Consider the following 12,586-nt stretch of genomic DNA (forward strand, 5'->3'; position numbering starts at 1 on the left):
GTTGGCACATATTTGCCTAGCGATTTGACGCTCGGTATCCTTTCCAAACGCGGGAGGCTATATGGTTTCCCCTATAACCCAATGGCTGAGAATCCTTGGTTTTCACTTTAGGTTGCTCAGCTCGGATAGCTTGTCTATACCTAAAAGATACCATAAATGTAAAAATATCCTCAATTTTTCTGGGTTGAGCGTAAAATGCCTCTAGAGAAAATAAGCACAAAAAAACCGCGGCAAGCCGCGGTTGTATCCTTACGAAAGGCGTCCCTTGAAATCCTCATAGGAAAAATCCCTAATTATTTTCAGTTCGTTATCCTTCAACAAAGCAATGGAAGGAAGATTCACCCCATTAAACGTATTATTCTTAACCATCGTGTAATGAGCCATATCCGTAAATAGCAGTAAGTCTCCTACTGCAAGCGGACGTTCAAAAGAATAATCTCCAATGATGTCACCAGCCAAACAAGTCATACCACCCAACCGGTAATCATATGTCTTTTCACCAACTTCTCCTGCGCCAATAATCTGAGGTCGGTAGGGCATTTCTAAAACATCAGGCATGTGACATGCAGCAGAAGTATCCAATATCGCGATATCCATCCCATTGTGCACAATGTCCAACACCCTAGTCGCCAAATAACCTGTATTGAGAGCAATGGCTTCGCCCGGTTCTAAATAAACCTGGACCCCAAATTTTTCTTTTGCTCTCCGAATAACTCGCAGTAGTGTCTCTATCTGGTAATCGTCTCTAGTGATATGGTGTCCGCCACCAAAATTAATCCATTTCATTCGTTCCAAATATGGTCCGAATTTTTCTTCCACAACCGACCACGTACGTTCTAAAGTATCTGCATTCTGCTCACACATGGTATGAAAATGTAGACCATCAAGCCCCTCTATATCCTCATCTTTTAATTGGGAAAGTGTCGTACCCAGCCTAGATCCGATGTAGCATGGATCATAAATGGGTGTTTCAATCTCCGAATACTCTGGATTAATCCTAAGACCGCATTCAATTTTAGCTCCATCCTGATTATGCTTGCGAACTTCCTCACGAAACTGTTTATATTGGCTGGGTGAATTAAATACCACATGATCACAATAGGATAGAATTTCTCCAAACTCTTCCGGTCGGTAGGCTGGTGCATAAATATGTACCTCTTTGCCCATTTCTTCATAGCCTAAACGTGCCTCAAATAGTGAGCTCGCCGTAACGCCGGTAAGATACTTCCCTACTGTCGGGAACACCGAAAACATGGAGAAGCCTTTTAGTGCTAGTAGAATCCTACAATCTGTTTCCGCTATCACATATTTTAATTTCTCTAGGTTTCTAATTAGCAAACGTTCATCAACAAGGTAGATGGGCGTTTTCACACCTTTCAAAGCTTTCTCTAGATTCTTCATCTTGTCACCTAATCAATCAATTGAGGGTTGAAATCCTCTTGCCAGGGCAAGCCCTGTTCCATCAGCTCAGCCATAAAGGGATCTGGATCAAACTCCTCAACGTTATAGACGCCCGGTTTTTTCCACTTTCCTTCTAGAAGTAACTTGGCACCAATCATAGCTGGAACGCCAGTCGTGTATGAAATCGCCTGCGAGCCCACTTCCTTATAGCACTCCTGGTGGTCCGATACATTATATACATAATAGGTTACTGGTTTGCCATCCTTCAAGCCCTGGAATATGCAGCCTATGTTGGTCTTACCCTTGGTTTTCGGACCCAAAGAAGCAGGATCTGGCAAAACCGCTTTCAAAAATTGCAACGGTTGAATCATCTGGCCCTCAAATTCTACCGGTTCAATGGAGGTCATGCCTACATTCTCGAGCACTTTAAGATGGGTAATATATTTCTCTGAAAACGTCATAAAGAAACGGATTCTTTTCAGGCCTGGCATATTTTGACATAAGGATTCTAGCTCCTCATGGTAGAGAAGGTAGGTATCCTTAGGACCAATTTGAGGTAGGTCGTAAACCCTTTTCACCTCTAGAGGCGCTGTTTCTACCCATTCCCCATTTTCCCAATACCGCCCGTTAGCTGTAATCTCACGAATATTAATCTCAGGATTAAAATTCGTGGCAAACGGATAACCATGGTCTCCCGCATTGGCATCCACGATATCGATATAATGTATCTCATCAAAATAATGTTTTAATGCATAGGCTGAGAATATACTGGTCACACCAGGGTCAAAACCACAGCCAAGAATTGCTGTCAGTCCAGCCTTTTCAAAACGCTCCCTATATGCCCATTGCCACTTATACTCAAATTTCGGAACTTCAGGCGGCTCGTAGTTGGCCGTATCCAAATAGTGAACACCTGCTTCCAAGCATGCGTCCATGATAGTCAAATCCTGATATGGCAAGGCCACATTGATGACCATTTCTGGATTAAAGCTCCGGATAAGTGCTACCACTTCTGAAGTAACATCCGCATCCACCTGTGCTGTACTAATTTTGGTTTTACCACCGTCTAGTTTTTCTTTTAACGCATCACATTTTGACTTAGTCCGGCTAGCTATGCAGATTTCTTCAAAGACTTCCGGATTCATGCAACATTTGTGTGCTACGACACTGGCAACACCACCAGCTCCGATTATCAATGCTTTTCCCATTGTTTCTCCTTTTCTTTACGAGCCTACAGCATTGCTAAGGCCAATTCTCTAACAACTTTAGCAGCGGTCGCATCCGATACACCGCTTACATCATACTGTGGTGATAGCTCAACCACATCTGCTCCAACCACATTACAACCTACCAAGGCATGGATAGCTCGCAATAGTTCTTTAAAGCTGACACCACCTGGTTCCGGCGTTCCCGTCCCAGGAAACGCGGAAGGATCTAGTACATCCAGGTCAAGACTCACATAAAGGGGAAGATCACCCAGTGTCTTTAAAACTTCCGGCATCTCATTAAGGCAATAGGGGTAAAAATGGGTATTCTCTTTGGCAAAACTAAATTCTTCCCTAGTTCCTGAGCGAATCCCAAACTGGTAGAGTGATCCCGGTTCAAGACAGGATAGTGCCCTGCGCATCACCGTTGCATGAGACAAAGATTCACCCAAATAATCATCCCTCAGGTCTGCGTGCGCATCTAGATGAATTACCACCAGAGATGGATATTTCTTTTGAAATAATTCAATTAAGGGATAACTCACCAAATGTTCCCCACCAAGAGCCAAGGTTTTCTTTCCATCCGATACAATCTCTGCTGTCTCTTTTTGGATTCGATGTAGTGTTTCTTTGGTATTGCCAAAGTTTAATTCAATATCACCCAAATCGCAAATCAAATAATCATCTAGGTCCCTGTTTAAATAGGGGCTATAGGTTTCCAACCCATCCAATTCTCGCCTTATACCTCGAGGGCCGAACCTAGTTCCTGGGCGGTTGGAAACTGTACCATCAAAAGGAATGCCAAACAGCACGAGCTCGCTTTCAGCATATTCCTTATTAATTCCTTCATGTTGAAGAGTTCTTTGTTCTTTCAGCATAGTCGCTCCCTATCTCTCGTAATATGTATAACCACGTAAGCCGCTTTCAAAGGCACTGATGATTTCCTTACGCTCCTTAGGACTGATGAGCCCTTCACTGACAGCATTCTCGGCCGTCTTTTTGAAGTGCTTGCGCATCTGCTTAATATCATACTCTACATAGCTTAGAACGTCTTCGACACTATCACCCTCGATTTCGCTGACAAAGCTATATCCACCATCACGGTTCAATCGTACACTAACCACATTTGTGTCCCCAAACAAGTTATGTAAATCACCGAGTGTCTCCTGGTAGGCACCCACCAGAAATGCTCCCAAATAATAATCTTCACTCGGCTTTAATTCGTGAAGTGGTAGTGTGGATTTGACATCATGCATATCGATAAAGCTATCTATATTACCGTCACAATCGCAAGTTATATCCGCAATAATTCCATTTCTACTTGGAAGCTCTAACAAGCGATGAATCGGCATGATGGGAAATAGCTGATCAATCGCCCAACTATCCGGCAATGATTGAAATAGGGAAAAATTGCAATAGTAAATATCCGCAATCGCACTTTGCAAATCCTCCAATTCGGTAGGAACAAACTTGAGTCTCTTCCGTTCTCTTGCTATTTTAAACATGATACTCCAAAAAGTCTTTTCTGCCAGAGCCCGTTCTCTCAAACTCACTTTACCATGATTAAAGGAATCACGAATAGTATCCCTGTAATACAAGGCATCGTTATAGCACTCCTGAATATTCTTCAAATTCAAGGTTCGATTTACCTCATGCAAATATTTCAAGGCCTCTGAAGAATCCTCTGGTAAGGTTTCCGGTATCTCGTGTTCCTCAAACTGGGCTACATCCAATACATTGAAGATAAGCACAGAATAGTAGGCTACTAGCGCCCTACCTGATTCAGTTATGATGACAGGATGATCGATTCCTTTATCCTGCATAACCCCCATAACTGCTTCCACAATATCTGTACAGTATTCTTCCACTTGATAATTACAACTGTTCTGGTAGTTGGTATTAGAGCCATCATAATCTACAGCCAGTCCGCCACCTAAATCAAGGTAGCCCATGGGCGCTCCCTCTCGAACCAGCTCAGCATACACCTGAGCTGCCTCTTTGGCTGCAGAACGAATATCCCGAATGTTGGGAATCTGTGAACCGACGTGGTAGTGGACTAATTTGAGTGTATCCAACATATCTAGCTCTTTTAGATTATCTACAATCTCAATAATCTGCGACATGTTTAGTCCAAATATACTCCGGTCGCCTCCAGATTCAGACCAGTGCCCACCAGCCTTAGAAGACAACTTAATGCGAACACCGATATTCGGCTTCACACCCAATATTTCTGCTCGATCTAAGATAATCGCCAATTCCCCTGGTATCTCAATAACAAAGAATGTCTGAAACCCCATTTTTAAGGCACTTAATCCTAAATCTATAAATTCTGTATCCTTATATCCGTTACAGATAATGCAAGCTTCCTTATCTTCCATATGGGACATAGCTGCAATCAATTCTGCCTTACTACCAACCTCAAGTCCATGATGGTAGCGTTGTCCAAACTTGGTCACTTCTTGAATGACCTGTTGCTGTTGGTTCACCTTAACCGGGTAAATACCTCGGTACGAACCTTTATATTCCAACTTCTGCATTGCTGCCGCGAATGATTCATTCAAAAAGCTGATCTGTGAATCCAAAAGATTTTCAAATCTTAATAGTACAGGCATATCCAAACCTCGATCTTTTATGCCTTCCACGATTTCTCTAATGCTAGCTCCAACCTTTGGTTGATCCTTAAAAGGATTCACAATTACTTCTCCTTCTTTAGATATAGAAAAGTAATGTTGGCCCCAACTATTAATGCCATATAGCTCTTCTGATTTCTCTTTTGTCCATCTGCCCAGCTGTTCTACTTTATTCATGGCTATGCCCCTTCTTTCAACGTTTATCTTGCAAGAAACTTGCCTGCTAATTTAGCAATTTATCATGCTGTATTACAATTGTCAATATACTTCATTTTAACAAAAAAATCGATTATTAAATATAAATTATCTCTTACTTAATAACAAGCCTGCAGGTTTTATCCTCCTCAAAAGTAAGGTATAATTATTTTGAGACCTTTATGCAGTGACAAAACACGATTTAAAGCTTATCTGTTCTTTCGAAAAGCATCGTTGTCTGCTCTTTTACTTCCCAAATTATCGATATAAAGGATAACCTGCAATAAAGATGGCTCTAACATATTCGTAAGTTCCGAAGACATTCTGTAAATATGAATCTAGTTATAGTGCACTCTAAGCTGATACTCTTTATTACCCTCAAGAAAGGATACCAACATATGAGATACTTACCCAATATACTAACTGTGATGCGTATATGCCTAGTTCCCATCTTCCCATTTGTCTTTTTTTCTGGTGGCCCAAACAGTCACTATCAGGCTTTGGGCATCTACATACTAGCCAGTATGACTGACGTATTGGATGGTTACCTAGCGCGGCGCTATGACCTAGTAACTGTCGTTGGTACCGTACTAGACCCTTTGGCTGACAAATTAATGCTCCTTATGGCTGTCACTTGTCTTTACGTGGATCAGACCTTACCCGCTTGGGCCTTCCTATTCATATTATTTAGTGAAGTCTTCATGATTATTACTGGGTTTTATATGTATTTTCGTAAAAAGCACTTTGTCATCCCTTCCAATCGTTATGGTAAGGGTGCAACAATCATCTTCTTTATTGGCGTAGCCATAAACATCCTTTTTCCGAACTTACTCATCAGTATCTTAGTTTTTGGATTTGCACTGATCCTAAAACTCATTGCTATCTTTTCCTACGCCACACATTACTTCCAACATCAAAATAAAGCATAGCAAAACATATCAAACGCCTGGAGGTATCCGGGCGTTTGATATATATGCAGATTCCAAGAAAGCCTCTGGGATGGTATGATTATAGGGAATTGGCACCCTGTGTCATAAATAAACCAGCAAAGGAAACTACATGAAAACACGAACTAAACTAGCAATGATTGGGCTTCTTGCCCTATCCTTTTTATTGATTCCACTAACCTCGAATTCCATATCCTACGCCAGTGAACCTGTGACCGCTTCTGTTTGTATCTCCATCAATACTGATAATGGTGAAATTAGAGATAGCCTGGCACCAAGCAGTGACACCTTATTACAGACAACTGAAGGACAGATTTTTGAGGTCGTCACCCGATTCAAGGACACACTCGGTGTTCAACTGGCAAATAACCAAATCGGTTATCTTCCTGTTTCGGATACGACACCTTTTGTACCTATCATTGTCTTGGGTCCAGATTGGGTTTCCAACACACGCCTATCTGCTCTTTCTCTTCCCAAGTCTGGATTAACAGAACATAACCTTTTTGATTTGTCTGCCCCCCTTACGTCAGTGGCAACATTCAAAGTGGAAAAAGAGGAAGCGCCGAGTTCAGAAATACCTGTTATGCCTCAGCCTCAAGAAGCCGAGGAACCTGAAGTGGCGTCTACACAAAGCCCAGAGCTTCCAGAAAAGGTAGAAAAGAAGACCCCAGCGGAGGCACCTAAGCCAGAGCCAAAACCTGACCCTACTCCAGAACCTGTTTCGGAACCAGTCATAGAGCCTGTTGCTGAACCTGTTGTAGAACCTATTGTAGAGGAAAAACCAGTATCTGACTCCTTATCCTATTTGAGTACTACAGAGAAGGCCATGTTCCATTTAGTCAATCAAGTGAGACATGAGAACGGCCTCCAAGCTCTATTGCTGGACACTCGTCTAGTAGACTTGGCTCGCCTTAAATCCCAAGACATCATCAACTTGGATTATTTCAGTCATATTTCTCCAACATATGGTTCACCCATCGATATGTTGAAACGTTATGATATAGATTACAGGGGTATGGGGGAAAACTTAGCTGGTAACCAATCAGTAGAGAAAGCACATGCAGCATTGATCAATTCTCCAGGACACCTAGCCAACATTCTAAACCCAGATTTCACCCACATGGGTATCGGAATCCGGACAGGCGGAAAATATGAAAATATCTATACGCAACTATTTATCGGAAAACCATAGGCTCAGATGATTTACGCATAATTTGTGACATCCTATATATTTATTCCATAATAAAACCCTTATGAAAGACCGTTCAACTTATCAATCGTCTTTCATAAGGGTTTATTTTAACTATTTCCTTCTCCCGTTCTTAAGGAGGCGTAGACTCTAAAGAGCGACGATGCTGCCATAACGCCACCAGCAATTGCAATGGCGGCACCAAAAGTCTGCATGCCTTGAGCAAAAAAGCCAACAGAATCTGCTGCAATAGCAGAACTCATCGTATAATAGAGTCCCTTACCGGGTACCAATGGAATTATACCAGCAATCAGAAAGGTAGTCGCCGGAGCTTTTTCTATACGAGCCAGTATTTCTGAATAGGCAGTCACTAACATAGACGCTGCTAAAAATGCCAAATAGTCATTGGGTAGGCAACCAGTCAACAAACTATATCCAATCCACCCCAGCATACCACCGATAGCCGTTTCAAATAGATACCGTCCGCGTACATTGAAGAGAATAGCAAATCCCAATGCCCCAATGAATGATGTTATTATTTGAGCCATTTTACCACCCTCCCCACATCAAAGTAGAAAGACCGAATCCAATCGCAATGCTTAATGATACCAATACAGCCTCACTCATACGTAGAATTCCGGCCATAGTATCCCCGCTGATAATGTCTCTAATCGAATTGGTTAGCGATAGACCTGGTATCAAAAGCATGATGTTACCAATTAAAATCATTTCAATTTGGTCTCCTAGTCCAATCCTATTCAGCCCTATTGCTAGGCTTCCAATTAAGAAAGGGCTAAGAACATGCACCATAACGGTATTTCTTTCCACTTTGCTTAGCAAACTGATACTCAATTTAAGCACGATCCCTATCAAAGCTGCTACCAAGCCATCTTCTATGGTCCCACCAAAGAAAATACAAAAAGAACCTGCTATCAAGCCATAAATTATTAACTTCAGCCAAGAAGGATATAGCTCAGTCTCTTGGATCTCATGTAATTGCTTTGCAATATCTGAAGATGCGGGGCAATCAGCAACGACACTTCGGGCCAATTGGTTTAGTTTTCTTAATTTGTCGAGGTTGGTCTCATAAGTCAATATTCTCCTGGTTTGGCTGAGCATCTCTCCCAACTCGGTAGTCACAGTCACCACAATACTCGAGGTAATGGTAAATACATCCACCCTATACACACCATAGGCCTTTACCATTCTGCTGATGGTCTCCTCTACCCGGTTAACCTCAGCACCACTAATCAGCATCCTCTCTCCAATATCCAGCAACTGTGCCAGCATTATCTGATTCATCTTTCACCTCAAAAATCTCTGCTTACTAATATGTCTCGTAATGAATACGTTCTTCCATGAAGCGGTCTAGCTCTCTATTTTCTTCCTTACCTTTTTCAGGATAACCACAAGCAATTAATGCGAAGGGTTTAACATGAGCGGGTAGCCCACAAACTTCACGGACTAGAGCCATGCGTGTTTCATCTGGGCTAACACCCATCCAAACAGCGCCTAATCCAAGGTCAACGGCACGCAAAAGCAAATTCTCAGTAGCTGCTGCCATATCCTGATGCCAATAGTCCAAATATTTAATATTATTCTCATCACCCAACATAACAATGGCCAAAGGAGCTCTAGCCAAAGGAGCAGCATAGGGGCTTGTCATTGCCAAATCCTGCTTTTTTTTCTCATCCCTTATTACAAGAAAGTCCCATGGTCTTTGGTTAACTGCAGAAGGAGCTTGCATGGCAGCCCTCAGCAATTTGATGATTTTTTCCTCTTCAACTTCTTTCTTACTAAAATGTCGAATACTTCTTCTAGTATTAATACTATCCATTATTAATTCATCCTCTCAAACGAACAAACACATTGCTATAATAGTACCAGTTTTATTCCTCTTTTCAAGACTCATTTCAGTCTTTCTCTACGTGTGTAACAACAAAGAGCAATTTTGACTGGTATGTTCCAAAAATTCATCTTTATTCTTATTGCTAACAGTGGCCTTGCCTTTCTTCAGGACGTAAGCCCTCCCCTCAACGACGATGAGCAAACAATTGCCAACCCTTGGGTTGCATTAACCAAGCAAGTTCACCTTCGGAACCTACTGTCCATCTAATACAGACAGCTCCTCCTTTTTTGAGCTTAATTTTTTCCCCACAAAGATCCTCACACCAAAAATCTAGCATTGGTGCATGGCCCACAATAACCAAGGTCTCTTTCTGCGCATCACCAAGAGATTTTTCAAATGTCCAATCCTCTCCACTAGCAATCCAATCCTTGGGTGTCATCTCTTTCAAGCCCCAAACTTCGCGCAAAATTTCTGCTGTTTGCACAGTACGTAGCAATGGGCTATGCCAGATACTCAATTTCTCAACATCTAAAACCTGATTAAGAACCAACGCGGCACGCTGTATTTTTTGAATTCCTTCCTCTGTTAGCGCCCGTTTGCTATCATCAGTCTTTTTCCCCCGTTCTTCTGCTATACCGTGGCGAAATAAAATAATATCCATGTTCATCCCCCCTTACTAGTATTTATATTATATTCCTATATGTCTCCCATACAAAACAGGTTGCCATATCCAGCACAATGTTCTCCATATTCCTTGCACAAATCCAAATCAATATTCTTTTTGCTGCTTTCTCCCACCTTGCAATAAGGAGATCTTTCTTGCCAGAGTACAAACATAGATAAATATGAAAAGAAAATATTTGAGTTTTGGTAAATTCTGTAAGGCTTCTTTTACCCATTCCCCTCTTTACAATATCCGTGATACAATCAATAGAAGTATCCAAGATCTGTGAATATTCACCAAATAATCATGTTGGAGGTATTAGAATGCAACGGTGTCCTTGGTGTGGCAATGACCCACTATATATAGCATATCACGACCAAGAATGGGGAGTGCCTGTTCGAGATGATCAGAAGCAATTTGAATTTTTAGTATTGGAGTCTGCCCAAGCTGGACTCAGCTGGATTACCATTCTAAGAAAACGTGAAGGCTACCGTACGGCCTACGATAATTTTAACCCTGAAATCATAGCTTCTTATGGCGAGCCAAAAGTACAGCAACTCATGCAGAATCCTGCTATTGTGCGTAATGAGCGCAAGATACGAGCTTCAATACAAAATGCCAAATCATTTTTGCTTATTCAAAAGGAATTCGGTAGTTTCAGTAACTATCTTTGGGGATTTATTGATAATAAACCGATTATCAATCATTGGACGGATATATCCCAAATTCCTGCCAAAACAATGCTCTCTGAACAAATTAGTAAAGATATGAAACAACGCGGATTCTCATTTCTAGGGCCCACTATTCTTTATGCTCATATGCAGGCCACGGGACTCGTCAATGACCATATAACTAGCTGCTTTTGCTACAAGAAACTGATATCATAAGACCCATATACCTATTTCTTTATATTTTTTTCATACCATAGGATGTATTCTTGGATGGACACCTTTCTGCTCAATTCTCCAATCAATTCATAGGGAATCTTATCCATTTTTTTAAAGCGAATGCAGCTCTTTCCCATGTCCAACCTACCAATATTCAGCTTAAGATATTCTTCCTTAAACCAAGAGAGTAAGGTCTCATTGGTATATAGACCCATGTGATATAGGGAGATGTACTTTTTTTGAGAGGCCAAATGAACAAATGGCAATTCTAATAAAGGATTAGCATGATACCCATCAGGATAAATCGTTTTGGGTGAGTCTGTCAAGAAATTGGTGTAAACTTCCTTAAAGATTTTTCTTAACTCAATTCGTGGAAGGTCAAATACGTCCCTCGAAGTGAATTGCTAGCTGATTAATAATTTTACCCCAGTCCCGAGTCCTCATAGTCCATTTCTTGGTTATATCAATCATTGCCAGATACAGCATTTTCAACAGGGCATCATCGGTTGGAAACACACTCTTGGATTTCGTGACTTTGCGTAGCTGGCGGTTAAAGCTTTCGATGGCGTTTGTTGTGTATATCATCCTTCTGATTTCAGCCGGATACTCGAACATTGTTGCTACTTCATCCCAGTTGTCTTTCCAAGGTTTTACCGCGATATAATACTTCTCGCCCCACTTGTCTTCTAAATCTTGTAGAGCGTTCAAAGCGGAATCTTCGTTGATTGCTTTGTAGATTGGTTTAAGATCATTGACGAATGCTTTACGGTCCTTCCAGGACAGGTATTTCGTTGAATTGCGAATCATATGAACGATGCACCGCTGAATTCTGGTGTCTGGATAAACAGCCTGTATTGCTTCTTTAAAGCCATTCAGTCCATCGATAGACACTATCAGCACATCCTTAACACCACGATGCTGCAAATCAGTTAACACTTTAAGCCAAAATTTACTGGTCTCATTTTCTCCGACCCACATACCTACAACGTCCTTTTTACCGTCCAAATCAATACCTAGTATGATGTAGACTGCTTTGTTGACTATCTTTCCATCCTGACGGACTTTGTAGTGGATGGCATCCATGATTAGGTGGGCATAAACCTCTTGTAGTGGGCGTTGCTGCCATTCCTTTATTACAGGTAATATTTTCTCAGTAATCTGTGAAATCATGGTTGGTGATACATCAATTCCGTAAAGGTTATGTAGATGATCCTGAATGTCTCTGACAGTCATCCCTTTGGCATACATGCTTATGACCTGGTCATCAATACTTGAAACATCACGTTGGTTTTTCTTAATGATTACAGGTTCAAAATCCCCATTACGGTCTCTAGGTATGTCAATTTCCATTTCTCCATAATCGGAACGAACCTTTTTAGAACGAATGCCGTTACGGCTGTTTGTAGTATCCTTGTTCTTATAGTCATACTTGCTATATCCGAGTTCATGATCCAGTTCAGCTTCCAGCATTTCTTGCATGATGTCTTTGAATTGTGCTTTTAGTAGGGACTGGATGTCTTTGACATCCTTAAGCTCGCCTTCTTTCATGAGTTCGCGGATCAGTTGTTTGTCGATGAGTTTTTTCTGGGCCATTATAGTGTTCCTCCTTGAAGATAGAT

The 12,586-nt window shown here is 41.4% G+C and carries 13 protein-coding genes and 1 riboswitch; of the genes, 3 read left to right on the forward strand and 10 right to left on the reverse strand.

Going from position 1 to position 12,586, the window contains the following annotated elements; genetic code table 11:
• Window positions 1-20: 20 nt before the first annotated feature.
• Window positions 21-139: riboswitch (molybdenum cofactor riboswitch) on the reverse strand.
• 110 nt (window positions 140-249) lie between these two features.
• The 4 genes from nspC to speA are packed head-to-tail and all read right to left on the reverse strand — an operon-like array spanning window position 250 to window position 5,413.
• On the reverse strand, window positions 250-1,401 hold the full coding sequence (nspC, locus tag JR334_05555; GenBank protein QRN86669.1) for a carboxynorspermidine decarboxylase: 1,152 nt from the start codon (window positions 1,399-1,401) through the stop codon (window positions 250-252).
• An 8-nt stretch (window positions 1,402-1,409) separates the two neighbouring features.
• Complete coding sequence (locus JR334_05560) at window positions 1,410-2,609, reverse strand: saccharopine dehydrogenase family protein (protein QRN86670.1); 1,200 nt, start codon at window positions 2,607-2,609, stop codon at window positions 1,410-1,412.
• Between the two features lie 23 nt (window positions 2,610-2,632).
• Window positions 2,633-3,484: an agmatinase gene (gene speB, locus JR334_05565; protein QRN86671.1), complete on the reverse strand. Its 852-nt coding sequence runs from the start codon at window positions 3,482-3,484 to the stop codon at window positions 2,633-2,635.
• A 9-nt stretch (window positions 3,485-3,493) separates the two neighbouring features.
• Window positions 3,494-5,413 (reverse strand): biosynthetic arginine decarboxylase, encoded by a 1,920-nt coding sequence (gene speA, locus JR334_05570; GenBank protein QRN86672.1) that lies wholly within the window; start codon window positions 5,411-5,413, stop codon window positions 3,494-3,496.
• 416 nt (window positions 5,414-5,829) lie between these two features.
• On the opposite strand from speA, the gene JR334_05575 reads away from it, so the two are divergent.
• Both JR334_05575 and JR334_05580 read left to right on the forward strand, forming a co-directional pair.
• Window positions 5,830-6,360 carry a CDP-alcohol phosphatidyltransferase family protein gene (locus JR334_05575; GenBank protein ID QRN86673.1) on the forward strand — a complete coding sequence of 177 codons (531 nt, stop codon included), beginning with the start codon at window positions 5,830-5,832 and terminating at the stop codon, window positions 6,358-6,360.
• Window positions 6,361-6,490: 130 nt separating this feature from the next.
• Entirely contained in the window at window positions 6,491-7,570 is a 1,080-nt protein-coding gene (locus JR334_05580) for a hypothetical protein (protein ID QRN86674.1), read from the forward strand.
• 107 nt (window positions 7,571-7,677) lie between these two features.
• Here the strand turns inward: JR334_05580 and JR334_05585 are convergent, their stop codons facing one another.
• From JR334_05585 to JR334_05600, 4 genes are all read right to left on the reverse strand, one after another.
• Window positions 7,678-8,115, reverse strand: a complete 438-nt coding sequence (locus tag JR334_05585) for a threonine/serine exporter family protein (protein ID QRN86675.1) — start codon at window positions 8,113-8,115, stop codon at window positions 7,678-7,680.
• 1 nt (window position 8,116) lies between these two features.
• A complete protein-coding gene (locus JR334_05590) occupies window positions 8,117-8,869 on the reverse strand; it encodes a threonine/serine exporter family protein (protein QRN86676.1) in 753 nt (250 codons plus the stop codon).
• A 25-nt stretch (window positions 8,870-8,894) separates the two neighbouring features.
• Window positions 8,895-9,404: a nitroreductase family protein gene (locus tag JR334_05595; protein QRN86677.1), complete on the reverse strand. Its 510-nt coding sequence runs from the start codon at window positions 9,402-9,404 to the stop codon at window positions 8,895-8,897.
• A 196-nt stretch (window positions 9,405-9,600) separates the two neighbouring features.
• Window positions 9,601-10,077 carry a histidine phosphatase family protein gene (locus tag JR334_05600; protein ID QRN86678.1) on the reverse strand — a complete coding sequence of 159 codons (477 nt, stop codon included), beginning with the start codon at window positions 10,075-10,077 and terminating at the stop codon, window positions 9,601-9,603.
• A gap of 326 nt (window positions 10,078-10,403) precedes the next feature.
• On the opposite strand from JR334_05600, the gene JR334_05605 reads away from it, so the two are divergent.
• The gene (locus JR334_05605) at window positions 10,404-10,967 is read left to right on the forward strand and encodes a DNA-3-methyladenine glycosylase I (protein QRN86679.1); all 564 of its coding nucleotides are present in this window, start codon (window positions 10,404-10,406) and stop codon (window positions 10,965-10,967) included.
• Between the two features lie 11 nt (window positions 10,968-10,978).
• Here JR334_05605 and JR334_05610 read toward each other — a convergent pair whose 3' ends face one another.
• Together JR334_05610 and JR334_05615 are read right to left on the reverse strand one after the other, a co-directional pair.
• Window positions 10,979-11,335 carry a DUF1801 domain-containing protein gene (locus JR334_05610; GenBank protein QRN86865.1) on the reverse strand — a complete coding sequence of 119 codons (357 nt, stop codon included), beginning with the start codon at window positions 11,333-11,335 and terminating at the stop codon, window positions 10,979-10,981.
• 10 nt (window positions 11,336-11,345) lie between these two features.
• Window positions 11,346-12,560 carry an IS256 family transposase gene (locus JR334_05615; protein QRN86680.1) on the reverse strand — a complete coding sequence of 405 codons (1,215 nt, stop codon included), beginning with the start codon at window positions 12,558-12,560 and terminating at the stop codon, window positions 11,346-11,348.
• Window positions 12,561-12,586 lie beyond the last annotated feature (26 nt).

The organism is Clostridia bacterium, assembly GCA_016887505.1.
Classification (GTDB): Bacteria; Bacillota; TC1; order TC1; family UBA5767; genus UBA5767.